This window comes from Paenibacillus luteus, assembly GCF_006542765.1.
Lineage (GTDB): Bacteria > Bacillota > Bacilli > Paenibacillales > Paenibacillaceae > Pristimantibacillus > Pristimantibacillus luteus.
This window is the reverse complement of the sequence record NZ_SKCD01000088.1, coordinates 207,757-232,833: the sequence shown is the minus strand read 5'-3', so window position 1 is coordinate 232,833 and position 25,077 is coordinate 207,757. Positions and strand designations below refer to the sequence as shown.

Below are 25,077 nucleotides of genomic sequence, written 5' to 3'. Positions count from 1 at the left end.
CAGTTTCGTTTGTCGACTGTTTAACAAGAGCCATTATGATTGTAAACAAAGAGGTGATAGCTGTGGTTAACCCCATAGAAACAGGAAGCCGGATTCGCATAATGGATGCAATCAGAGGTTTCAGCTTGCTAGGCATATTGATTGCGAATATGCTGATTTTTCAATACGGTCTTTATGGCAAAGAGGAAATGCAGCATTTTAACCCAAGCAAGCTCGATCATGTAATGCATCATGGACTTCAGATTATCGTAGAAGGCAGCTTCATGCCCATCTTTATGTTTCTGTTCGGATACAGCTTGATTAAGCTGCGCGAATCGCTTGTGGCGAAGGGGCTTAAACCAGCGGGGCCATTAGTTCGCCGTTTTCTTATGTTGATGGGGCTGGGACTGCTGCACAGTACATTTCTGTGGGAGGGCGATATTTTGCTGGCTTATGGGCTCGCGGGCTTTTGTTTGCTGCTGTTTGTGCAGCGGAAGCCGCGGACGCTGGTTATTTGGGGAGTCGTCTTGAGTGTGCTCGTGGCAGGCATCAGTTATGGCTCGGAACAAAAAGAACCGAAAGCCGAGCAGCGCATGCAGGCGTATGTGGAAAAGTCGATTTCGGTGTATGGGGAGGGGACTTATAAGGAAATTATGGATTTCCGCCAAAAGGAAGATCCGCTTGATCTTCCAGAAGCGCTCCTATTCTTCGTTTTATTGTTAATGCCGTTAATCCTGCTGCCGATGTTTTTGCTTGGCATAGCGGCTGCGCAGAAACAATGGTTTCACAATCCGAAGCGGGAGCAGCGAAAATATAGCTGGGCAACGGCGATATTTCTGCCGATTGGCCTTGCGACGAAGAGTGTGGCGGTTCTCCTGCCGGAAGGGAAATGGAATCTACTGCTGCTGACGGCAGGCGGACCTTTGCTGGCGCTGGGGTATATTTTTGGGCTTGCGCTCTTGCTGTCTTATCTATCCAAAAGCTCTAAAATCATTTTGGCGTTTGAAGCGGTAGGACGGCTGTCCATGACGAACTATTTAATGCAGACAGTCATTAGCACCACGATCTTTTATGGCTACGGGCTGGGCTGGTTTGGCAAAATCGGCGTATTAAATGGTTTACTTCTTGCATTGCTTATTTATGCCTTGCAAGCTGCGGTATCCAGCTGGGTTTTGCGCAGGTTTAAAAATGGCCCGTTCGAGCGATTGCTGCGGATGTGGACGTATTGGTCCTTCAGCGGCAAAACAAGGAGCGGGCTGAAGTACACGGATACGCCGGGCGTAAACACGGGAGTGTAGGGCTGAGTTAGGTCCTAGATGGATTGCACGAGTTGACGGTTGGTTTGAAGGGAACGTTTGGCGGGAGCAGTTACTCTTACGTAAGGTAAGGACCGGCTACAAAGGTGAACACTTCGTTTCTCCAGAACGATCTTTTCGCTTCGCTTAAACGTCGTTTCTTTCGTTCAACTTTTATATGCAAAAAGAACCTAAGATAATAACGAAATAAGTTGCTTTCATCCGTTTATTGGGTCGACAACAGAAGGATTATGATTTAGAGGGAAATCCTCCCGCTAAAATAGACCCCCCGTTCAATTCGTCCCATCGCCATGCAACCTGATGACCTTGAAGATGCAGCCCGCCAAACCACTCGTCGATCCCTTGAACTGCAATACGGTCCGCCGCGCCATTCAGCACCTCATTCCCAAGCTCGGTCAGATGGACTGGACGGTTCAGAAACTCCGGGATGTTGCTCGGATCCAAGCTGGCCTCAGCCCCATCAATACTTAGCAAGGGATGCTCGCCATGTGCTAAAGCGCGGATGACTTTCCAGTATTCGATATCGCCCATGCCGAGCACTTGCAGGCTATCAGTTACTTGACGGAACAATGCCAATGGCGTGTCCGCGCCATTGCGAACAGCTTGACACGTGGTCTGTTCCACAATGCCGAGACCATTCTTTTTTGAGGGTAGCCGCTGGAGATGCGCGGTGAAGGCATCATAGGCAAAGGGGAGGCCGGAAGATGTCAATTCTTCCTTCTTTTTTTCCAACAGCTCAGCCATTTGAGAGGGATCAGGAGAAGCATATGCCTGCCAAAGCTCGCTTCCGAGCTCCATTTCTCGCTGCCCGATGGTCCGCCAACTCCCGGACAATGTCTGAAGCTGTGCCGGAGTGAGCTGCCCCAGGCCGTGAAATTGTTCAATTCCGGGAAACTCCCCAATACAGAGCAGACTCAGCTTCGTATGGCCTAGTTCCTGCTGTTTGAACCAGTGGAGCAAATAGGCGAGCATGCTCTGGTCAAACAGGTCATGCTCAAACCACAGCACGACTTCATTGTACTTGGAAAATTCACGAAGTTTCTGTTCTTGTTCCTCGCAGCCTGCTATGAATTCACCTGAGGGAATGCCCATCGTTTCTTCGAGCACACGGGCCCGTAGCGGCCGTTCATAAGCTCCTTCTGGATTTTCAAAAATCGGCCCTGCCGGATAAATCTCTCTCCATACAAGCACATCACCCTGCACAACGCCTAGCTTCAACTTCTCGCCTACCACATCACCGTTAACAATATGCAGCATGCTTTGCCCTCCTTCATACAAATGATTAAGCACGGTAACGAATTCGCCAGCTGGCAGCTTGCCGTTCCTCTTTTGACGGGCATCGTGCAGCCAGTATACGCCATCCCGCGAAAATTTCTTTATTATACTTATGTAACACATAAATTCCCCGAGTGCTATCTCTTACTACTAGTTGCAGCAACGCTGCAAGGCATACTCCTAAAGAAAAAACGTCCTAAAGCCATTATATCGGCATTAGGACGTTTTTCGACTTAACTATTCCCGAATATTACCCGCCTGCTTAAGGCGCTCAGCAATAGCCTTGAATTCTTCGGCCGAGATACCGGGTGCAAACTCTTCTTCGACGGCAGGCGCTTCAGGAATCGGATAACCTTGCGGCACTCCTTGGATGACTTCCAGCGGCAAATCATCCTCAGGGTGAGTTCCTTTCCAAATCTGATCGATCGAGGTGAAGTCGCTGTCGCTATAGGTATATAGCTTGGTGTGCACGCCTTTCTCCTCATATTTCCTAGCCTCGTTAAATGCTTTATTGCTTAAGGAAGGGATCGGAACCAGCTTCGTCACATTGACGCCTGTTGCGATTTCTAGCGCTTTGGCGTAAGCGACGACATGAACGCCGCCTCGCACCAGCAGGTAACCAACAACAGCGCGTGCAGCGGGATGGTCCGTCATTTCGTATACTTTCATCTTATGTGTACGTGCGCCGCATTCCAAGAAGAAGTTGTGAAGCAAGTCTTCCACCAAATTTCCACTATTAAACACGTGGGCGCCCGTCCAAGGATTGCCCATGGAATCGAATGGCATCGCGCCCTGGGCACCAGCCAGAAAATGATAGGACAGCCGGTTATCCTTTGCTGCTCCGAGAGGTGCTGCTTCGGGTTCTTTATAGTGAGTCGAGCCCCTCAGACATTTGTTGATTGCATGCGACACCAGCTCGACATGGCCAAGCTCTTCGGCGGTTATGCTCATCACTAAATCATAAAAAGGCTTAAGCTTCTCTTTGGAACGGAAATTAAAAGATTGATACAAGTAATTGTTTAACGTTGACATTTCTCCGAATTTGCCGCCTAGCAGCTCCTGAATGGCAGCTGCGCCGTTTGGATCCGGCTTTTCGACATCGGGAATTTCGATTAAAATTTCATCCATGCGTTTGAACATTATTTTCTCAACCTCCTAGTTTTCCGTTAGTCTCTCCCAAACTAGTGAAACTTAACCTCTCGATGTTAACCATTAATCCGTCAAAAAGGATGCTGAATTGAAATGAAGATAGGATTTATCGGGATGAATCTATTGAAAACGTTCCATTTTGAGGCGCACTTGTGTTATTTTTAAAGGAATCATAGCCAATTTATTTAGAAAAAGGAGCGATATACATGTCAGCACAGTCAAAAGAATGGATTTTACACTCGGTTATTTTCAGCCTGAAGCATGAGAAAGGTTCCGAGGCGGAACGTCAGTTTTTGGAGGATGGTAAGCGCATTCTTACATCTATTCCAACCGTGGCGAATTTTCAGGTGTACAAGCAGGTTAGCGTGAAAAACGACTACGATCACGGCTTCGCGATGGAGTTTGCCAATCAGGCTGATTATGACGCTTACAACGAGCATCCGCTGCATGTACAGTTCGTGAGTGAACGCTGGGTGACAGAAGTTGAAAAGTTTCTTGAAATCGATTACGCGAAATAGCGTAATCATTGAAGAAAACCGTAAAACGGCTTATAATTAGCGTTATATACAGAACAAATTCAAACAAATACGAACATAATGGGAAGAGGGACTAACGGATGAAAAAGCTTAGAGTGCTGCAGCAGCTTACGGAAGCTGGCGTTGTAGCGGTATTGCGCGCGGATTCGCCAGAAGAAGTCGTAGAAATGTCGCGTCGTGCGATCAAGGGCGGAATCAAAGCAATCGAAATTACGATGACGGTACCATTTGCGCTTCGTGCAATCGAGCAGCTTGCCAAAGAATATTCCAGCGACGTATCGCCGGATGCAGATAATTTTGCAATTATTGGTGTAGGTACGGTGCTTGACCCGGAAACTGCGCGGGCAGCGATCTTAGCGGGCGCGGAATATGTAGTGTCACCGGCGCTTAACCCGGATACAATCAAGCTCTGCAACCGATATTCGATTCCGATTTTGCCAGGCACGATGACCATTCATGAAATACAAACAGCACTTGAGCTGGGTGTAGATATCGTTAAGCTGTTCCCGGGCAATCTCTATTCACCAAATGTGATTCCTTCGATTAAAGGACCTTTGCCGCAGGCAAACGTTATGCCAACTGGCGGCGTATCGCTTGATAATTTGAAGGACTGGATCAAGGCAGGCGCGGTTGCGGTGGGCATTGGCTCCGACTTGACGAAGGATGCTGTGAAAACCGGCGATTTCTCGCTTATCGAGAAGAAAGCAGCTGCGTATATTGCAGCGTATCGCGAAGCAAAAGGATTGTAGTATGACAGCCTGATAGAGAGGTAACCGCTCTGTCAGGCTTTTTTATGCATGAACAGAACCCGAGGAGGAAATTACAGTCATGATTAACCGTGATCAAATTCGCATTCGCGACCCTTACATATTCGTAAATGAACAGGAAAAATGCTATTATCTCTACGGGACAACAGATGGCAACGTCTGGTCAGGTCCCGGCACCGGCTTCGATACTTACAAAAGCACGGACCTTGAGCAATGGGATGGTCCTTATCCGGCTTTCAGGCCAACGCCGGGTTTTTGGGCGGACCATCATTTTTGGGCACCTGAAGTGTATTTTTATCATAATCGCTATTATATGTTCGCTTCATTTAAGTCAGAGGACAAGCGGCGTGCTACGCAAATTCTGGTGTCGGATAGTCCAAAGGGGCCGTTTGAGCCGGTTAGCAGCAAGCCGATTACGCCTGCTGAGTGGGAGTGCTTGGACGGCACGCTCTATATAACTGAGGACGGTACGCCGTGGATGGTATTTTGCCAAGAGTGGGTTCAGGTAAGGGATGGTAAAATGTGCGCGGTTCCGCTTACAGCAGATTTCAGCGAAGCGGCAGGAGAGCCGATTACGCTTTTCACAGCTTCGGAAGCACCTTGGGCGGTAGCTGGCGGGGATGAGAAGGACGTTTATGTAACGGATGGCCCTTTCTTGTTCAAAAATAAAGAAGGCGAGCTGCTTATGATGTGGTCAAGCGGTTCGAAGAATGGCTATGCGATCGGGATCGCCCGCTCGAAGAACGGACAAATCGAAGGACCATGGACGCAGGATGAAGAAACGTTGTTCCCAGAGGACGGAGGACACGGGATGCTGTTCCGGTCGTTCGAGGGCAAGCTTATGCTTGCGATGCACACCCCAAATCATCAACCGGAGGAACGTGCTGTATTTATTGAAGTGGAAGAGAAGAACGGCACGCTGAAGAGGAAAGAATAGCAGTGTACGCTGCGGGAGGAACATGCAGCGCATGACGGTTATTTTGAAGATGGGATGGATTGTATGAGATCTGCAATTATTGAAGACATGCTAACGATCGTCTCGCGCAATATTTATGATTCGGCAACACAGGTTATGAGCACAGCCAGCAGTATTATTCAGGCCAATACGTTTTGCATTGCCATAAATGATCGAATGACGACTACGGTTCTTAGATCCTATAACCGCGAGGATATGATCTTGGCGGAAGGGCTGGTCGTCGACAATGAAGAGTCCTATTGCCATTTGGTCATAGAGAAATCACAGGGCCCTCTAATAATAGAAGATAACCTGACTCATCCGCTTACAAAAGACATGGACGCAACAAAGCTGGTGGGCGGCTGCTCATTCATGGGTGTGCCTATCGTGAAACGAGGCGGGGAAGTATACGGCTCATTGTGTGCTTTTGATCAAAACTTCTATCTTTATGATGAGAAAGAAATTGCGTTTATGATATCCTTGGCGGCGTTTTTTGCCAATGTGCTGGAGCTGGAGGATACGGTGGCAGCATTGCAAAATGCGAATTTGACCATATGCGATTTGGCAGAGGAGAAGGCCCATTTGCTGGCAGTGATGAGCCATGAGATTCGGACACCTCTGAATGGCATAATCGGCATGATTGCTTTGCTCCAATCAACGGAATTAACGGAGGAACAGCGGAACTACATCAGCATCGCGCAAACAAGCGGAGACTCGCTTCTGAGGCTGCTGAATGATATTCTGTCCTTCTCCAAAATCGAATCCGAGCATTCGCAGTTGAACGATGAGCCCTTTGAATTGCGTCCGAGCCTAAAGCAAGCGCATGATCTGCTGCTGCATGATGCGGTGAAGAAAGGCATTCGGCTTGAAGTAAACGTTTGCTCAGGAATGCCTGATGTTATTGTGGGCGATGTGAACAAGCTGCAGCAAATTATCATTAATCTAATTAGCAATGCGATCAAGTTCACTCATGACGGAGGAATAACGACTACCGTGGAGTTGCTGGAATCAGAAGTGGGTTTGCCCCGGATGCTGGTGACGGTCAAAGATACGGGTACAGGAATTGACCAGCAGCAGCTCGATCGCTTGTTCAAGCCCTTCTCCCAGCTGCATACATCTGCGACGAGAGATGAATACGGCGGTACGGGGCTGGGGTTATCCATTTGCAAAAAGCTTGCGGAGCAGCTTGGAGGAAGCATTTGGCTCAAAGAAACGAATGAGCAAGGGACCTGCTTTGCACTGGAACTGCCATTCGCGGTTTATGAGGCTTCGGCATGAATCCCTTCAGCTTAATTGTTTAGAAATCGTGAACGCCGATACAATTCTTCTGTCCGATTTCGCCCGCTTTGCTTGATTCTGGATTGGAATAGCGTTATAACAGAAGCAGGGTCATGAGGAGTAAAATCAATAGATTAAAGGAGTCGTTCAATTAATGGATTATCGAATTGAGAAGGACACGATGGGTGAAATTCAGGTTCCTGCGGACAAGCTGTGGGGCGCGCAAACGCAGCGAAGCCTGCAAAACTTCAAAATTAGCGGCGAACGCATGCCAATCGAAGTCGTATATGCGATGGCTTATATCAAAAAAGCCTCCGCGCAAGCGAACGAGAAGCTTGGCGTTTTGGATGCGGCCAAATCGGCAATTATCGGCGAGGCTGTAGACGAGATCGTATCCGGCAAGTGGGATGAGCATTTTCCCCTCGTGGTATGGCAGACAGGCAGCGGCACGCAAACGAACATGAACGTGAACGAGGTTATCGCGAACCGTGCGAACACGCTGCTCGCTGAACGCGGCAGCGACGTGCGCATTCATCCGAATGATGACGTCAACCGCTCGCAAAGCTCGAACGACACCTTCCCTGCGGCGATGCATATTGCCGGCGTCATTGCGCTGGAAGACCGTTTGCTTCCATCGCTTGACTTGCTGAACGATACGCTTCGCGCGAAAGCGGAGAAGTTTAACGATATTGTGAAAATCGGCCGCACGCATCTTCAAGATGCAACGCCAATTACGCTTGGCCAAGAAATTAGCGGTTGGTACTCGATGCTGGACAGAACGCGCAAGATGCTTGTTCAAAGCGTAGAAACGATGCGCGACCTGGCGCTTGGCGGTACAGCTGTTGGTACGGGGCTTAATGCTCACCCTGACTTCGCCATTACTGTAGCCGAGGAAGTAACAGCCCTTACTGGAAAATCCTTCGTTACCGCAGAGAACAAATTCCATTCCCTGACCAGCCACGACCAAATCGTGTATACGCATGGGGCGGTTAAAGCACTGGCGGCTGATCTGATGAAGATCGCCAATGACGTAAGATGGCTGGCAAGCGGCCCGCGCTGCGGCATCGGTGAAATCTCCATTCCGGAAAACGAGCCGGGAAGCTCGATTATGCCAGGCAAAGTAAACCCAACGCAAAGCGAGGCATTAACGATGGCCGTATGCCAGGTTATCGGAAACGATACAGCGATTTCGATAGCGGCAAGCCAAGGCAACTTTGAACTCAACGTGTTCAAACCGGTTATTATTTATAACTTCCTGCAATCCGTTGCGCTGCTTGCTGATGGCATGGTATCGTTCAACGACAATTGCGCGGTGGGCATTGAGCCGAATGAAGCGGTGATCAAGCGCAATCTGGATCAATCGCTTATGCTTGTAACGGCGCTTAACCCTCATATCGGCTACGAAAATGCAGCGGCCATTGCGAAGAACGCTCACAAAAAAGGACTTACGCTGAAAGAATCGGCGATCGCGAGCGGCTTGCTTACTTCGGAGCAATTCGACGAGTTTGTCCGTCCGGAGAATATGATCGGTAAACGTTAATATCTTACTGAAATAGGAAAGGCCAGCACGTCAGTCGATGACGGGAGCTGGCCTTTTTTTTGAAAATGCAGGAAATTATGTCCTTAGGCTATACATTCTCTATATTTCTCGGAATGAAACGCGCCGCGCCGCCCAAGGACATCGATAGCCGTTTCACCTTATAGAGATGAATATTACGCTAGGGTTGAATGCATGTGGCTATCAACGATGGTCTTGATTTGTTGGACGGTCCGTTCAAGCGATACATTCTCAATGACATGCTCGCAGGATTTGCGGTAGGTGACTTCCTCGGTATAGTGGTCCAAATAGCTGTCGATAATCTCATAGCTCGTGCCCTTGCTCTCGAGTCGTTCCGCAACGGTCTTCTTGTCGACGTACAAGAAGATGCGAATGACGCGGTCGCCGTATTGCTTGTGAATGATATCCGAGCCTTCGCGGTTCAAAATAAGATAAACGCTGTTGCCGGATTGCAGAGCAAGATCGAGATAGCGCTTACCAATACCGTAACGGTATTGATCGATTTTGACCCATTCCATAAAGAAGCTGTCTGCTGCCAGTTGATCGAATTGATCTTTTGTTACATAACGGTAATCCATGTCTGGACGCTCTTGATCGCGCGGCAGCCGGTCCGTGCAGGAGGGAATATGCGCAATGCCGGTTCCCTTCAGAGCTTGGTGCGCCGCTGTCTTGCGTCCGGAACCGCTTGTGCCGGTAAAGATGAAGATGTAAGGCTTGACCATGCCAATCACTCCTTCCTCTTACTCTTTATATCGGTTTTTCAGCCAAGGTTCATGACTGCTCTATCCTAGAAAGATCAAGGAGAAGTGGCGGGGGACAAAGTGATGCGGCTGCTTTTTTATGGTATGATACGTGTGACTGCCTAGGCAGCTACTATTCTAAAAAAGTAGGTTTGACTCATGCATTTATTGTCTGTAGAACATATAACGAAGAGCTACGGCGAGAAGCTGTTGTTCGAGGATGTCACCTTCGGCGTGGAGGATGGCGATAAAGTCGGCATTATCGGCGTGAACGGCACGGGAAAGTCTACCTTTCTTAAGGTTATTGCGGGCCTCGAGCCAGCAGATTCAGGAAACGTGTCGATTGGCAACCGCGTAACGGTCAGAATGCTGGCGCAGGACCCGGTCTTTGCCCCGAATGAAACGACGCTGGAGCATGTGCTTGGCGGAAACTCCCCGCAGCTAAGAGCCGTACAGGCTTACGCTGCTGCCATGGAAGCAATTGAGCTTAAGCCAAGCGACACGGCGCTGCAAGAACAGCTAATTAAAGCAAATCAGCTTATGGATGAGTATGACGCTTGGCAGCTCGAGAGCGATGCGAAGATGGCGTTGTCCAAACTAGGCATTTATGATTTTGAGGCCAAAGTGGAGACGCTATCGGGCGGTCAGCGCAAGCGGGTCGCGATGGCGGCGGCGCTGCTGCTGCCGTCGGATGTGCTTATTCTGGATGAGCCGACCAACCATATTGATAATGATTCCGTAGCATGGCTAGAGGGGATGCTGCAGAAACGCAGAGGCGCCCTTCTTATGATTACGCATGATCGTTATTTTCTCGATCGAGTCAGCAATCGCGTCATTGAGCTGGATAAAGGGCAAGCCCATTTCTATCAGGCTAACTACAGCCGCTTTCTTGAACTGAAGCTGGACCGCGAGGAGCGTGAGGCTGCAACCGAATCGAAGCGGCAGAATTTGCTGCGCAACGAGCTTGCATGGATCAGGCGCGGGGCCAAAGCGAGAACGACGAAGCAAAAGGCGCGGATCGACCGATTCGAGGCGCTTAAGGCGGATGCGCCGAAGCAAGCGGGAGGCAAGATGGATGTATCGGTAGCCTCAACTAGGCTGGGCCGGAAAATCGTTGAAATGGAAGACGTGACGAAACGCTTCGGCGAGCGGACGCTTATTCGCGATTTTAGCTACATTGCCGTTCCAGAGGATCGGGTCGGGATCGTCGGCCGCAACGGAAGCGGGAAGTCTACGCTTCTCAAGCTGATTACCGGTCAATTAACACCGGATGAAGGAACCGTTGAGCTAGGATTGACGGTTAAGCTCGGCTGGTTTTCGCAGGAGCATGAGGAGATGGACCAATCGCTTCGCGTCATTGAATATATCCGCGAGGCTGCGGAGCAGGTGAAGACGGCGGACGGCACGACGATCTCCGCAGGACAGATGCTGGAGCGGTTCCTGTTCTCGCCAACGATGCAGTGGACGCCGATCTCCAAGCTCTCTGGCGGAGAGAAGCGGCGCTTGCAGCTATTGCGCGTGCTGATGAACGCGCCTAACGTGCTGCTGCTCGATGAGCCGACGAATGATTTGGATATTTCGACGCTTACCGTGTTGGAGGATTATTTGGACGATTTCCCTGGTGTTGTGTTTGTCGTCTCTCATGACCGCTACTTCCTGGACCGTACGGTGGATAAGATCGTAGCGTTTGAAGGTGATGGCGTCATAACTCATCATACCGGCAACTACACCGAATATCAGGAATTTGTCGCAAAACATGGATCAGGTGCCCCGGCAGCGGCTATAGCGCCGAAAGTGCAGCCCGCAGCTGCGGCAAGTCGCACAGATGCTCCTGCAAACGCGGGGGCGAGCAAACCGCGCGTGACGAAAATGTCCTACAAAGATCAAAAGGATTTCGAGCAAATCGATGGCTGGATTGAGGCGGCGGAGGCTGAAGTCAGCGCAATTGCGGAACGTATGGAAGCGGCAAGCAGCGATTCTGTGAAGCTGCAGGAGCTTGCAGCGGAGCAGCAGCAGCTGGAAGAGAAGCTGGAGAAGCTGATGGACCGCTGGGCTGAACTGAATGAGCTAGCAGAACAGATTGCGGCACAGAAATAGCAGAATTGTATTTTATAGGACGAGAGGCGGCTAAGCTGATGAGCGCTAACGACATTCGCAATGTTTATTGCATTGGACGCAATTACAGGCTTCACGCATTGGAGCTTGGCAACGAAATTCCGGATGAGCCGCTCGTATTTACGAAGCCGTCTCATGCGGTAGTCCCGATGAACGGCAATGCCGTGGAGCTTCCGGGCGATGTAGGCGAGGTTCATTTTGAGTTGGAGATCGTCTTGCGGATTGGCAAAGCCTATGAACCGGGCATCGATGCCGAGCAGCTTATTGATGCGATAGCGCTTGGACTGGATTTGACGCTGCGCGACGTGCAGTCCAAGCTGAAGGCGAAGGGACAGCCTTGGCTGGCTGCCAAAGGGTTCAAGAACTCGGCACCGTTAGGTGAATGGTTTGCATATCCCGGTGCAGCAGCGCTGGCAGAGACGGAATTTGTCCTGCTGCGCAATGGGGAAACGGCTCAGCGCGGGCAAGCGAGCGATATGCTGTTTAGCGTATCTGAGCTTATCGAATATGTAGGCGAGCATTATGGCCTTAGCGCGGGCGACATAATTTATACAGGGACCCCGGCTGGCGTAGCGGCTCTGCAAGATGGCGATCAACTGCAAGCGCTTTGGGCTGGCGAGCAAGTAGGGAATTGCAGCATAAAATTAGTTTAGACGGTTTTACGACAGTTCTTCCTACTTGGAAGAACTGTTTTTTTATGTAACAATTTGTAGAAGGGAGCGTGATTGGCTTGAAAATCGTATGGATTGAGGATGAGCTGCAGTTGCTGCAGGAATGTACTGATTTTTTACATAAGGAATCTATAGAGGTGCATGGGGCTGCGAGCCTTCAAGAAGCGGAGAGTCTTATCGTTGCGATAGGCCCGGACTTGTTATTGGTGGACTGGATGCTGCCCGGCGGGGCGAGCGGAATTGAGATATGCAAGCGGAACGAACGGGAATGGAAGCTGCCCTTCATTATGGTAACGGCCAAGGGGGATGAATTCGATAAAGTGCTGGCGCTTGAGCTTGGGGCGGATGATTATTTGACGAAACCCTTCGGATTGCGGGAATTAAGTGCCAGAATTAAAGCGGTGATGCGCAGAGCAAGCAGGAGCGGTGAGGAGGTCTCATCGCTGGACGAAGAAACGCTGATTCAGCGGGGTGGGCTTATGCTTGACCAACAACGCTTCACAGCGCTTTTGAACGGACAAAAGCTTGATTTGACGCGAACCGAGTTTTTGTTGCTGTCGAAGCTGGCGGCTTATCCTGGCAGGGTATTTACCCGTACGCATTTAATGGATGAGGCGCTCGGGGACAGCTTCCTAGGCTATGAGAGAACGCTTGATTCCCATATCCGCAATTTGCGGCGCAAGCTGGAGGCCGGTGAAGAGAAGCAGGAGCTGATTCAAACGGTTTATGGCGTAGGCTATCGATTTGCGGAGGAGTTCCGGTGAAGAGGAACGGTTTAATCGGCGCAGCGAAGGAGAAGCGCTGGCTTGCTGCGTTCACCGTTCTGGCAGGCATGGTGACGTTTCTTGGAATGCAATGGTTGGCGGCAGATGCTAATCAGGTGGAACAACGGGCGAGCCAGCTTTTTTGGAACGGATATGCCAAGTTGTTTTACGAATCAACAGGCAGCTGGTCCGGACTGGGGGAACGTTTGGGCACCGACCGCTTTATGCTTTCGGAAAATAATGTGGCTTCGGTAACGGTATATGATAGAGATGGAAGGACGGTAGCAGCAGAGCTGAAAAACCAAGGGACCCGCAAAGCTGCCGCTCGCAAAATAGCGGTTTTGTCCGATAACGTCATTGTCGGATTCACGCAAATTCATGCCGCGAAGCAAAAGGTCGGAAGCAAAGAGCTATTGCCTCCGCTGGTAGTGATGCTGCTTGTCTATTTGCTCGGAGCTGGGTTGCTCCGCCAAAGGAAGGTTATCGCGGAGCGGACAGAGGATCGGATTGCCCTAGCCATCTGGAAACGATCTGCCCCGGTTAAGAGTGAAAACGTAGAAAGTAAAGTCAAGCTTAGCGAGGCATTAAGCTTAATTGAAGAGCTTGCGCAGCGTGCGAAACGTTTGGAAACGGTGCGGCGGACGATGGTAGCAGATATTGCGCATGAGCTTCGGACGCCGATTGCAGTTATGCGTACGCAGCTGGATAACGCCATACAGGAAGGGCAACCGCTCCCTTTATCCAAAACCGTATCTCTCCATGACGAGACGCTTCGTCTCACGAAGCTGGTTCGTGACTTGCAGGAGCTATCGCTTGCAGAATCAGGACATCTGCCGCTCAATAAACACTGGTTTTCGCTAACGAAGCTTGCGGATTCGGTCGTAGAGGCACTCGTGGTCGGTACGGAGGAACAAGAGATGAAGTTCACCATGAAAAAGGACCTGGATATCCGTATCTATGCGGATGAGGCCCGGGTTAGACAAATTATGATCAATTTGGTTGGCAATGCGCTTCAGCATGCTCGCCAGGAGCTTCGTGTGGCCATTTTATTGGAAGATGGACAAGCCTTGCTCGTCATCGCCGATGACGGCATCGGAATCGAGGAGGAGGAGTTAGCCTTTGTGTTTGACCGATTTTACCGAGGAAGTTCTAAGGTTAGGACAAGCAACCGTGCCGCTGGCTTGGGACTTGGACTTGCGATCGCGCAGCAGTTCGCGAACGTGCACGGCGGGACAATTAGCGTAAGCAGCGAGTATGGCAATGGAGCTACCTTTGCTCTGCGGCTGCCCATTATGAAAGACTAGCAATCTGCACAAGTTCTGCATATTTGCTCCATTAAGAATGCATATCGATTTGCTAAAGTGAGAGCATTCTATGGAACAAGAGGTGAAGCATTAGGATGATTACTGTTAAAGGCATATCTAAGACGTATGGCAAGGGTGAAGCGGCGGCTAAGGCGCTTCGCGACGTATCCTTTACGATCAGCAAGGGTGAAATGGTATCGATTACCGGCCCGTCCGGCTGCGGAAAGTCGACGCTGCTTCATCTTTTGGCGGGTATCGAATCCGTTGACAGCGGTGAAATATGGATTGGCGATGCGCCGATTCATGCATGGGATGACAAAAAAATCGCGAAGCTGCGGCTTGCAAAAATGGGGTTTGTGTTTCAATCCTACCACCTCGTCCCTGTATTGAATGCATGGGAGAATGCTGCTTTGCCGCTCATTGCATCCGGCGTTTCTTCAGCTAAGGCGAAGGAACGTTCGCTTGAAGCGCTTAAAGAAGTTGGGCTTGCGGATAAGGTGAATCAGTATCCCGGTGCATTATCGGGCGGGCAAAATCAACGTGTGGCCATTGCCCGGGCCATCGTAGGGAAGCCTGACATCATTTGGGCGGATGAGCCAACAGGTGCGTTGGATACGGAAACGGCAGAGCAGATTATCGGGATGCTGGAAATGTTGAACAGCCATTATGGGACTACCATTATAATGGTTACTCATGACGCGCGGATGGCGGGCCGGGCATCGCGTATCATTCGGATGCAAAATGGCCGTGTCATTTATGATGGGAGCATGACGCCATGATCAGGTCTGGACTGATATGGCGAATGGCGGCAGGCAATCTGCGCAAGCAATGGAAGCAGACGCTGCTTACGGTGTTTGCCGGAGCGATCGGAGCGATGCTGATTGCCATTAGTGCGGTAAACTATGAATCGGTTCAAAGCAGCGGAAAGGCGTGGATAGAGACTCATCTGGGACCGATTAATTGGAAGCTGTCCCCAGAGAAGTCAGAGAGCGGAGGCTTTACGGCGGCGGAGATCGCTACGCTTTTTGAGCGTACTGAAAATGATGGTTATACGCTCCTGCCCTATGTGAAAACAGAAGCAGCTGTCATTGCCGCGGATGCCGAAGCAGGCGCGGGAGCAGCGCTGAAAAACATATTGTTTATTGGTTTTCCTATGGAGGAGGCTGTTAGCTTTGATCCTGTTGGCAATGCGCTATGGCGGGAGGAGCTGGCTGACGACGAGCTCATTATTAATCGTGAAACAGCGAACCTGCTGGATGTTCAAACCGGTGATGTGCTCGCTGTCGCGGTACAAAATGGCGAGCAGCTATTTCGTATTAGAGCTGTAACGGAGCAGCGCGGATTAACTGGATATCTGGAAACGGGTGCATTTTCCGGTACGATTATTGGCTCCGAGTCTGCTGTACGTAAACTTTCAGGACGGATGACGGGGAGCTATGATGCTGTTCTATTGGGACACACCAACCCGGCTATCGACTTGCAAGGGATGTTTTTAATGCAGGATCTGCCCTTCCGGGTGGATTATTTAAAGCTGAATGCCCAACAAAAATTCGAAAAGATGAATTTTACGCTGATCATTGGAATGATCAGTGCCGTTGCGATCGCTTCCAGTATGCTCTTCATGCGCCAGGTGCTGACGATGATCGGCGAATCCAGACAGGAGATGTATGGCATTTTGCGTGCTATCGGTTTCTCCAAACCGAATATATCGGCAATGTTTACAGCAGAAGCGTTGTTGCTTTCCTTCTTCAGCGCCCTGCTCGGTACTATAGCCGGCATGCTGGGCGGTTACCAGCTCATTCGTTTGTTTTATGGAAGCTATGCCGCGGAGCTGTCTCGAATGGCTGGCAGCAATATCACGGTTCATCCTTATATTTCCTTGAGCACAACGGTTATCGTGTTTGCAATTATCCTTTTATTTCTCGCCATGATTTCTTTGCTGGCGGCTCGGCGCGTGAGCCAATTTGGTATTGTTGAAGCTTTGCGAGGGCCATCGCAGATGAAGCAAGCGGGAAGAGGGAAAGGGAGAGTGCGTGGAAAAAAAGGTGTGGCTGCACTCGCTCTTGGTATCATTGGAATATCAGGAACAGCCGTGCATTTTGTTTTTGCTTTTGTTCAGCCGCCTGAATTAAAGGGAGAGAATATTCTGCTCATTGCAGCAACTTGGCTAATTGCCTGTTGTTACGTATTATCTATCTTGTTAACTTTGATGGATAAAATGGACGTTCCCCTGCACAGGATTCTCCGAATAGTCGGGATCCCTCGTTTATCGGTGATGCTCGCGCTTAAATATCCCAGATGGCATAAAGGCAGAACGTATACGACAGCGCTCTTGTTCTCGCTTGTTATGATGACCATTACCTTTGTTGTCTGCATTTTGCAGCTTATTCTTACAAACGGAGACGTTGATCGTACGAACCAAAATGTTTTTGGTTTTGGCGGTTACGCTTCTTATCGCACAACGGAGGAGCAGCAGAAAATAGTAGAAGCTGCTGCAAAAGACCCATTCATTCATGGGCAAATGAAGGGAACGGTAACGATAGAGCCCTTTATGCTAAGTATGGTGGAGAATGGCCTAGCTCAAGCGGTGGTTCCTGTTACCGAAGAGTTGGTGGGGAATCATCCGAAAGCATTATTGGCACGTGCACCTAACTTCTCCGATGATGCCGCCGCTTGGGAAGCTGTGCGGAATAATCCGGATTATATTATTTTACCGCATTTTTTCAGCATGAAGGACCCGCTGTATTCTGATGATATTACGCTAGTGAAGGCGGGCGATTCCATCAGGCTCCCTGTCTATGAAAGCAAGCTCAGATCAGGCACGGAGGCGTGGGAGCCATTGACCGAGCGAACGTTCATCGTGGCCGGATTTGTTCCGAATGATGCATCGAATGTGTTGATGGATTTTTACGGAGCCACCTTTATGAATGAGAAGGTCGTGGAGGAGCTTCGTCCTTTTGGACACAAATGGATGAATCAGAATGATCTCGGCTTTGTATTGTTTCAATTTGATTATAAGGATATCAAGACGGCTCAAGCGTTAGAGGAGAGGTTTGCTGTTCAAGGCGTGTTAACCTTTAACGTGCCTTATTTGAAAAATTCAGCGGAGCAGTTATTGAACAAGCAGCTTGGGATCGGCTTTATCGGGTTTACGGTCATTTCGGCCTTCATTGGACTAATGGGTCTGGCGATCATTCAGTTCCGTTCCGTACGCGAACGAAGCAAGCAAGTAGGGATGATGCGCTGCATTGGCGTACCAAGCAAACAAATCTACGGAATGTTTTTCATTGAAGGTTTTGTGATCAGTGTTGTCGGTTTATTGGCAGGCTGGGCTATTGGATCCAGCGGAGTCCGCATTTTTTCTGAAAACCTAAAACATGATATCCGTGTATATGAGGAGCCCGCTATCTTTCATTATCCTTTCGGCATTTTGCTTCCGATTATCGGGAGCTTGGTGATCGCTTCCTTTTTCATTAATCTGCTTCCTGCGAAGGCAGCGCTTCGGCTTAAAGCTGTGGATGCTCTGCGCTTAGGGAACGAATGAAGGATTGATATAAGCTTTTCATAAGCAAAGAGGGTGCGCCAGCAGCAATCATGCAGCTGGCGCACCCTCTTTATCAAAATATAAGAATTTATAAGCTTGTTCGCTTATAAAGGGCCTATATTTCACCGTCAAAGCTACTTCAGTGTCTGGAGGACGCCGAAGGCGTTTTTGCTTGGCTCCTTCATCGTTTATTTGCCGTTGAAGGCACTTAGCATCCATACATGCTTCTCAAGCGCTGTATGAATCGCGAGCAGCATATCAGCTGTCGTCTCATCTTTGGCTTCCTGTGCCGCTTCCATGCCTTCCTTCAACTCGCCAATAATCTTAGCGAAATCCGCGATGAGTTGATCGACCATTTGCGTGGCATCTTCTTTATTCGAAGCTTCCTCGATGCTCGATGCTTTCATATGCTCTTTCATCGTCGCGATAGGCTTGCCTTTCAAGGCGAGCAGGCGCTCTGCCAGCTCATCTACGTGAAGAGCTGCTTCCTCGTATAGCTCCTGAAATTTAACGTGCAGGGTAAAGAACTGCGAACCCTTCACGTACCAGTGGTAATTGTGAAGCTTGATGTAAAGTACGCTCCAATTGGCAATTTGGTGGTTTAGGTGCTCCTGTACGGTTGTAGATTTAGCTGTAGTTGCTGTTGTCATAATGATCATCCTTTCTGATGGTAGTTTGCGCTATAAAAGGGTAGTGAATACAAAGTGAATGGGAAAGCAACGAATAATAATGATTTAGACTAACTCCTTGTTTATAATTATTACAAATTAACTGTTGCTTGTCAATATCATTACCCGTATATCGGATAAATGAAACAGGCTATGTCGCATGTTTGGCGAAAATGAAGGGTTAGCGTGCTGGCGGCCAATGGAGATAGTAGCGGTGTATGCTCGCTGTGCTTCGGCTAATTTGTAGGCTTGGCAGTGGAGATATAAGTTTGAAAGTGGTTGATTATGAGGTCTCCCATTTAAGAAGCGGATACCATTAGTGTGAAGTGCTTATAGAAGCATAGCGCTGCTATGTTGTATTTTTGCAGGCTGGAGGCTGCTTTTTCTTCCTTGCGGGGACCTATCCTGCATGCAGTACAATATAGAGCTCCAATTTCGGCTATATTACGTATCGGAGGCCAAAGTTAGTGTGTACGTGCAGGATAGGAGTGGGAGGGAGACTTAAATAGAAGAAGTTACTGCGATAGTACAGGATAGCTATTTAATTAGTTGAAAGATGTTCGCGGTTAGGGTGCGGAGTGGAAGGGTTATGCTGCTATGTTGTATTCATGCAGGCTGGAGGCTGCTTTTTCTTTTTTGCGGGGACCTATCCTGTACGCTATACAATATAGAGCTCTAATTTCGGATATATCGAGCACTGAAGGCCGAAGTTAATGCAAACGTGCAGGATAGGAGTGGGAAGAAGGCATAAATAGAATAAGTTACTGCGCTCGTGCAGTTTAGTTATTTAATTGGTTAAAAGAGGTTAGTGGTAAGGGTGCGGAGTGGATGCGCTGCGCTGCTATGTTGTATTTTAGCAGGGTGGAGGCTACTTTTTCTTCCTTGCGGGGACCTATCCTGTATGCAGTACAATATAGAGCTCCAATTTCGGATATATCGAGCACTGAAGGCCGAAGTTAATGCAAACGTGCAGGATAGGTGTCGGAAGAGGGCTTAAATCGAAGAAGTTACTGCGATCGTGCAGGATAGATATTTAATTGGTTAAAAGATGTTGTTGTTGTTGTTTATGGTGCGGAGTGGAAGCGTTGCGCTGCTATGTTGTATTTATGCAGGCAGGAAGCTGTTTTTTCTTCCTTTGGGGGACCTATCCTGCATGCAGTACAATATAGAGCTTCAATTTCGGCTATATTACGTACCGTAGGCCAAAGTTAGTGCAAACGTGCAGGATAGGAGCGGGGAGAAGTCTTAAATAGAACAAGTTACTGCGATCGTGCAGGATAGCTAATTAACAGGATCTAAAACTGGATCTAAAATTGGATCTGGAACTGGAACTGGAACTGGAACTGGAACTGGAACTGGAACTGGAACTGGAATGGTTCGGTTCGGTACGGCGAGGTAACAGCACAGAAATGAGAATCAGCAGGTTAGGATTCGGATGCTAATCGGAGGGGACGGTTGAACTTACGTCAGGCAGTAATCCAAAAAAATACAAACAGCTGAACAGATCAAGCGAATCTGTTCAGCTGTTTTATTGTGGTAATGCAGTTTGTTTTAGGCGAGGCTTACTTTGCTGATTGCGGTGACACTTGAAAGTTTGGTTTCCGCATCCGCCAGCATGAACAGGGTAAGAACAAACATGGCGTGAGACCAGGTCAGCGGGACAACCCAGGCAGTTTCGCCTGTGTTCTTGTCTACTTGTTCAGGCAATAAGCCCGTTTCGGTACGGTGATCGACTGCCCATTTCAGCAGTTCTCTTGCTTCGTCTAAGCTTCCCGTTTGAATTCGATAATGGGCAAGCCATAGGGTAGTGAGAATCCAGGGATTTCCTCCAATATAGCTATCATCCTCGTAACGCTTGATGCCGCCTACGCCAGGTACAGTTAGCGCTGCTTCGATGGTATCAGCCGTACGCTTCATGTAGTTATGATCGGCTGGTACCGCGCCGAATGGCACTGCAATACCTAACAGGCTGATATCAATGACACTGTCATGCTCGAGCACATACTTTTTGTAGCCTTTAATGCCTTCGGCCACCTGACCGGCAGCTCCTGTGGCGATCGCTTGCTCGTATTTGCCTTGCGGCACCGTCAAATTCAAACCGCGGTAAAAGCTGCTGCCTTCTTCATTCCAGCATAGCTCTGTAATAGCAGAAGCGATCCGTTCCGCTGATGCCGTCCATTCTGCTGCCAGATCAGGTTTGCCTGCCAATTCGGCAAAGCTTGCGGCAGCCGTCAACCCGCCATACACAGCAGCAGAGGAATAGGTATGCGAAGCTTCGCGCTCTTCCCACAAATCGATGCTTGGTCTAGGCAATCCATTGTCGCTTTGCAAAAAACCTAATAGGAAATTTGCGCCTTTCTCTACTGCGGGCCATACCTGCTCGGCGAAGCCAGTATTTTGGTTCTCCAAGTAATGCTGCCACATTCCCCATATAATCGAGGAGCCTTCGTCAATTTGAAGTCCCCAAGACGGAGCAAGACTGCCGTCATGATAGTGGCGCTGCTGCCAAGAACCATCTGGCGATTGCGCGGTAAGCGTCCAAGCATAGAAGCTGTCGGAGAGGGCTCCGAGGCCTGCTCTATCAAGTGCGGTTGTAATGAATGCGGCATCCCGGCCCCAGCAATACGAATAACCGCCGCAGCGGGCGAAGTTTTCGTCAAATTCCGGTGCGGCTATGATGCTTCCTGTTTGCTCATCGGACATGAGCTTGAACATGAGCAGCGAACGGTCATAAAGTTCCACAATCTCAGCATCTGCATCCTCAATCGGGCAAGGGGCTGCCTCCGACAAAAACGTATGCCAGTAAGCGATTGTTTCCGCCATCCACTTACTGCTGGCTTTTCCTTTGGCTGCTTCCATTTGCAGCAATGCGCTTTGTTCATCATGCCCCGCGGCAATGTATATGGGAATCGTGATGGATTGGCCGGGGTCGAGCGACTCGATTTCCCATTTCAACGCACCATCCGGCTTCATATCGATGACCGTGCCGTTCAATTCCCCACCCTGGACCAAATCCCAGGAAAGACCTGCTTGAAAGTTTGTGCATACGTTTGCACTGGAAAGCGCAAAATAATACTTATGGCGGAAATGAACCAAAGAATCGGCATCTGGATGGAACAATGTCGTGTTGTACAAGTGATTTTCACTTACAAGAAAGGAAGAGTGCACAATAAATGAGAATGAAGCAGGTTGATTAGTGATATTGGTGAACGTATATTCCCGAACGATGAGATTCTGTCCGGGAACGGCAAAGTGGAAGCTTTCAATTTGAACGGGCTGCTGCTCGGAACGGGCGCCAACGCGGAAAATATTCGTTTTTTCCACGTAATTCGCTTCATGTTCCCAGCCGTCTAAGGCTTCATCAAACCAAGAAACCGGACCATCCTTCTGCTGGATACCGGTACGTATCGCATCTACATGCTGCGGCAAATCGATATTTGGCCACCACAGGCGATACAGCTTGCCTGTGCGGCCGAGTGAGGCGAGGAACTTTGAATTGCCAATAATAGCGTCTACTAAAAATGGTTTCTTTGTGGACACGCGGTCAACTCCTTTTGGATACGGTCTGTATGGAAGATTCACGAACGATCAGCCTATGCGGAATAATCATTCGGTTTTGGTGCACGCTCTCTTCCTGAATGTAGCGGATGAGCATTTGAGATGCAGTATACCCAAGCTGGTACGTTCCTATATCTATAGAGCTAATGGGGGGGGTGGCCAGTTCAGACAGAGCAATGTTGTTGAAGCTTACGATGCTGAGGTCGTTAGGCACCTTAAAGCCAAGCTCCGTTAAGCCCCGCAGAACACCGAATCCGACGACGTCATCAATAACAACAAGGCCGCTTGGCCGCTCTGGCAAGCTCATCATAAAGGACATGGCACGGTAGCCGCTTTGCTGAAGAAACTCTCCTTCAACAATCCATTCGGATCTGACGGTTAAGCCAGCTTCCTTCATCGCACGGCGGTATCCTTTCATGCGATCATGGGCAACGGTTAAGGAAGGCGGCCCGCTTACGAAGCCGATCCTCTCGTGGCCTTGGAGAATCAGATGCTGCGTTGCATCATAGGCGGCGAGCTCATTGTCATTATCAACGGACAAGATATGAGGGTGATCTTCCGTGCGGCCAATTAATACAGTTGGAAACTTGTGTTTGTTCAACAGTTCGATTAAAGGGTCGTTAACCCGGGAGGATAACAAAATGACGCCATCTACCCGACGTCCGAACACGAGTCTCGAAACCGTTTCCGTCTCATCGCTGGGCGAAGTGGCAGCGGTTAGCAGCATGTCGTAGCCTGCCCGCGTCGATTGCGTAAGGATGCCGCGCAGCAGCTCGCCGAAGAAGAAATCCTGAAATAGCTCTTCAGCGGGACGAGGCAGCATAATCGCAAGCGTTTGAGTCGTCTTGGAGACAAGGCTCTTCGCCATCGCATTCGGATGGTAGCCCATTTCTTCCATGATCCGTTTAACCTTTTGCGTCGTTACCTTACTGATGCGGGGGTGATTGGATACGACCCTCGAAACCGTCGAAGGCGATACTCCTGCAGCTTTTGCAATGTCTTTAATGGTCACCATTTTTAATTGAGCCCCCATCGTGCAATCATGTGTGCATTATATGCTTCATCCTAATGCAACTGCCGTCTAAAAGTAAATATATATCTTAAGAAAGCGTTCCACAAATGTTGAAAAACTGAAAAAGAAGGAGGTATTTCACGATAATTAAAGAATACATGCTATTTGTTCTAAATATTGAACTGTGCAAACGTTTTAACAAAATCCATTCTCTGTTGTATGATGAATCCACGAATAGAACGCTTTCAAGACGGGATGGGCATTATGTAGCCATGCAATACGGCAGAATATCCGATTGCATAGCATTTTCTAACGCCATTTGTACAAACGTTTGCACAACTTCGGTTTTGCGGAAGGCTTATGAGTATACGCAAACCGGCACGCTGCTTCTATCGTTTGCAAACTGACGTTTTTTATGAAAATGTGCTTCATCCACCGTCTTGAAAGGTTTTGATTCACAAAAAGGCAGGAACACATTATGGAGGGGGATCACCTAGCATGAAGAAGTGGTTTGTAATGTCATTAATCGTTGCCTTGTTTATCGTATCCGCTTGCGGCGGAACAAAGAATGAAGGAAAAACAGAAAACGCGGCTAATGCCACGAACGCTCCGGCAAACAATACGGCAGGGGGCACGAATGAAGGCGCAGGAGACGATGAAGAGATTCTGCCTGAGGAAGGCGCATCCTTGCTGGTATGGGAAAGTAAAGAGGAACGTCCATTCGTTGAAGCGATTTCAAAAGAATTCACCGAGAAATACGGCATTGAAGTGAAATTTGAAGAGGTTGGCGCGGCAGATCAAGTAACGAAGCTGACCACAGACGGCCCTGCAGGCCTTGGTGCCGACGTCGTAGTTTTCCCGCATGACAACCTCGGCAGAGCAGTAACGGCTGGCCTTGTGCTGCCAAATGATTTCTATGAAGAGCAGGCCAAATCGGTTAACTCTGAAATCGCTGTAAACGCTGTTTCCTATGGCGGTACGCTTTACGGCTACCCGCGTTCGATCGAAACCTACGCTTTGTTCTATAACAAGGCTCTTATTCCAGAAGCACCAAAAACATTTGATGAAATCGTTGCATTCGCAAAAACGTACAACGATGTGCCAAACAACAAGTTCGCTTTGATGTGGGAAGTAGGCAACTTCTACTTCAACTATCCATTCATCTCCACGGGTGGTTATGTGTATGGTGAAAATGGACAAAACAAAGACGATATCGGCCTGAACACTGACGGCGCGGTTAGCGGTTTGAAATATTATGGTTCCTTGAAAGACAGCATCCTGCCGCTTAACTCCGGCGACATTACGTACGACATCAAAAAAGGCATGTTCACAGCAGGAACATTGGCCATGGACATCAACGGCCCTTGGACCATTGCAGACTACAAAAGCGCTGGCATTGATTTTGGCGTAGCTCCGATTCCAAGCATTAACGGCCAATCGGCTTCTTCCTTCTCGGGAGTAAAAGCATGGTATGTCAACCAATTCTCGAAATACCCGAATGCGGCTCGCTTGTTCGCGAACTTTGCCTCCACGAAGGCCGCTCAATTGAAGGATTTCGAATTGACTGGCGCTATTCCGGCGAACACAGAAGCAACGAACGACCCGGCCGTTCAAGGAAATGACATCGTAAAAGGTTTCGTTGCGCAGTTCAACCAATCCACGCCTATGCCGTCAATTCCGGAAATGGGTAACGTATGGAGCCCGATCGCAGCAGCGTTCTCCGATGTATGGAACTCCGGCAAAGATGCAAAAGCAGCGCTTGATAACGCGGTTCAACAAATTAAAGATGCCAATAACGGCACTGCGGCAAAATAATAGACGACATCTGGTATCGCCCGCCGAACGCTATTCGGCGGGTGAACCAATGTCTTATAAACGCCGCAAAGAA

At 49.2% G+C, this 25,077-nt stretch carries 20 protein-coding genes; 14 read left to right on the top strand and 6 right to left on the bottom strand.

What is annotated here, in order from left to right; translation table 11 throughout:
* Positions 1–62 precede the first annotated feature (62 nt).
* A complete protein-coding gene (locus tag E0496_RS34280; RefSeq protein WP_338325894.1) occupies positions 63–1,277 on the top strand; it encodes a DUF418 domain-containing protein in 1,215 nt (404 codons plus the stop codon).
* A 246-nt stretch (positions 1,278–1,523) separates the two neighbouring features.
* Here the strand turns inward: E0496_RS34280 and E0496_RS34275 are convergent, their stop codons facing one another.
* Positions 1,524–2,552 (bottom strand): DUF1835 domain-containing protein, encoded by a 1,029-nt coding sequence (locus E0496_RS34275; protein ID WP_141506387.1) that lies wholly within the window; start codon positions 2,550–2,552, stop codon positions 1,524–1,526.
* 21 nt (positions 2,553–2,573) lie between these two features.
* On the opposite strand from E0496_RS34275, the gene E0496_RS36335 reads away from it, so the two are divergent.
* Positions 2,574–2,807, top strand: a complete 234-nt coding sequence (locus E0496_RS36335) for a hypothetical protein (protein ID WP_206669938.1) — start codon at positions 2,574–2,576, stop codon at positions 2,805–2,807.
* Here the strand turns inward: E0496_RS36335 and E0496_RS34270 are convergent, their stop codons facing one another.
* Positions 2,808–3,710: a manganese catalase family protein gene (locus tag E0496_RS34270; protein ID WP_141506386.1), complete on the bottom strand. Its 903-nt coding sequence runs from the start codon at positions 3,708–3,710 to the stop codon at positions 2,808–2,810.
* Between the two features lie 215 nt (positions 3,711–3,925).
* Here E0496_RS34270 and E0496_RS34265 point away from each other — a divergent pair, with 215 nt between their 5' ends.
* The 5 genes from E0496_RS34265 to fumC all read left to right on the top strand — a co-directional run bounded on the left by E0496_RS34265 (position 3,926) and on the right by fumC (position 8,795).
* Positions 3,926–4,237: a Dabb family protein gene (locus E0496_RS34265; RefSeq protein ID WP_141506385.1), complete on the top strand. Its 312-nt coding sequence runs from the start codon at positions 3,926–3,928 to the stop codon at positions 4,235–4,237.
* A gap of 98 nt (positions 4,238–4,335) precedes the next feature.
* The gene (locus E0496_RS34260; protein WP_139991671.1) at positions 4,336–5,004 is read left to right on the top strand and encodes a bifunctional 2-keto-4-hydroxyglutarate aldolase/2-keto-3-deoxy-6-phosphogluconate aldolase; all 669 of its coding nucleotides are present in this window, start codon (positions 4,336–4,338) and stop codon (positions 5,002–5,004) included.
* A gap of 79 nt (positions 5,005–5,083) precedes the next feature.
* Positions 5,084–5,959 (top strand): glycoside hydrolase family 43 protein, encoded by an 876-nt coding sequence (locus E0496_RS34255; protein WP_141506384.1) that lies wholly within the window; start codon positions 5,084–5,086, stop codon positions 5,957–5,959.
* A gap of 54 nt (positions 5,960–6,013) precedes the next feature.
* Positions 6,014–7,255 (top strand): GAF domain-containing sensor histidine kinase, encoded by a 1,242-nt coding sequence (locus tag E0496_RS34250; protein ID WP_241675088.1) that lies wholly within the window; start codon positions 6,014–6,016, stop codon positions 7,253–7,255.
* A gap of 154 nt (positions 7,256–7,409) precedes the next feature.
* Positions 7,410–8,795, top strand: coding sequence for a class II fumarate hydratase (fumC, locus tag E0496_RS34245; RefSeq protein ID WP_141506382.1), 1,386 nt, complete (start codon positions 7,410–7,412; stop codon positions 8,793–8,795).
* Positions 8,796–8,968: 173 nt separating this feature from the next.
* Here the strand turns inward: fumC and E0496_RS34240 are convergent, their stop codons facing one another.
* Positions 8,969–9,535: a guanylate kinase gene (locus E0496_RS34240; RefSeq protein ID WP_141506381.1), complete on the bottom strand. Its 567-nt coding sequence runs from the start codon at positions 9,533–9,535 to the stop codon at positions 8,969–8,971.
* Positions 9,536–9,712: 177 nt separating this feature from the next.
* On the opposite strand from E0496_RS34240, the gene E0496_RS34235 reads away from it, so the two are divergent.
* From E0496_RS34235 to E0496_RS34210, 6 genes are all read left to right on the top strand, one after another.
* Complete coding sequence (locus E0496_RS34235) at positions 9,713–11,650, top strand: ABC-F family ATP-binding cassette domain-containing protein (RefSeq protein WP_141506380.1); 1,938 nt, start codon at positions 9,713–9,715, stop codon at positions 11,648–11,650.
* Positions 11,651–11,688: 38 nt separating this feature from the next.
* On the top strand, positions 11,689–12,321 hold the full coding sequence (locus E0496_RS34230; protein WP_141506379.1) for a fumarylacetoacetate hydrolase family protein: 633 nt from the start codon (positions 11,689–11,691) through the stop codon (positions 12,319–12,321).
* Between the two features lie 77 nt (positions 12,322–12,398).
* Entirely contained in the window at positions 12,399–13,103 is a 705-nt protein-coding gene (locus E0496_RS34225) for a winged helix-turn-helix domain-containing protein (RefSeq protein WP_161601672.1), read from the top strand.
* On the top strand, positions 13,100–14,407 hold the full coding sequence (locus tag E0496_RS34220; RefSeq protein WP_141506377.1) for a sensor histidine kinase: 1,308 nt from the start codon (positions 13,100–13,102) through the stop codon (positions 14,405–14,407). Before E0496_RS34225 ends, E0496_RS34220 begins: the two co-directional genes overlap by 4 nt.
* A gap of 95 nt (positions 14,408–14,502) precedes the next feature.
* A complete protein-coding gene (locus E0496_RS34215; protein ID WP_141506376.1) occupies positions 14,503–15,186 on the top strand; it encodes an ABC transporter ATP-binding protein in 684 nt (227 codons plus the stop codon).
* A complete protein-coding gene (locus tag E0496_RS34210) occupies positions 15,183–17,951 on the top strand; it encodes an ABC transporter permease (RefSeq protein ID WP_141506375.1) in 2,769 nt (922 codons plus the stop codon). The genes E0496_RS34215 and E0496_RS34210 overlap by 4 nt, the downstream gene beginning before the upstream one ends.
* Before the next feature lie 188 nt (positions 17,952–18,139).
* On the opposite strand, the gene E0496_RS34205 is transcribed toward E0496_RS34210, so the two are convergent.
* The 3 genes from E0496_RS34205 to E0496_RS34195 form a co-directional block, all read right to left on the bottom strand.
* A complete protein-coding gene (locus E0496_RS34205) occupies positions 18,140–18,601 on the bottom strand; it encodes a Dps family protein (RefSeq protein ID WP_141506374.1) in 462 nt (153 codons plus the stop codon).
* A 1,569-nt stretch (positions 18,602–20,170) separates the two neighbouring features.
* The gene (locus E0496_RS34200; RefSeq protein WP_141506373.1) at positions 20,171–22,159 is read right to left on the bottom strand and encodes a glycoside hydrolase family 15 protein; all 1,989 of its coding nucleotides are present in this window, start codon (positions 22,157–22,159) and stop codon (positions 20,171–20,173) included.
* A 4-nt stretch (positions 22,160–22,163) separates the two neighbouring features.
* Positions 22,164–23,192, bottom strand: a complete 1,029-nt coding sequence (locus tag E0496_RS34195) for a LacI family DNA-binding transcriptional regulator (protein ID WP_141506372.1) — start codon at positions 23,190–23,192, stop codon at positions 22,164–22,166.
* A 495-nt stretch (positions 23,193–23,687) separates the two neighbouring features.
* Between E0496_RS34195 and E0496_RS34190 the strand changes: the two genes are divergently transcribed.
* Positions 23,688–25,004: a sugar ABC transporter substrate-binding protein gene (locus E0496_RS34190; protein WP_141506371.1), complete on the top strand. Its 1,317-nt coding sequence runs from the start codon at positions 23,688–23,690 to the stop codon at positions 25,002–25,004.
* Positions 25,005–25,077: the final 73 nt, after the last annotated feature.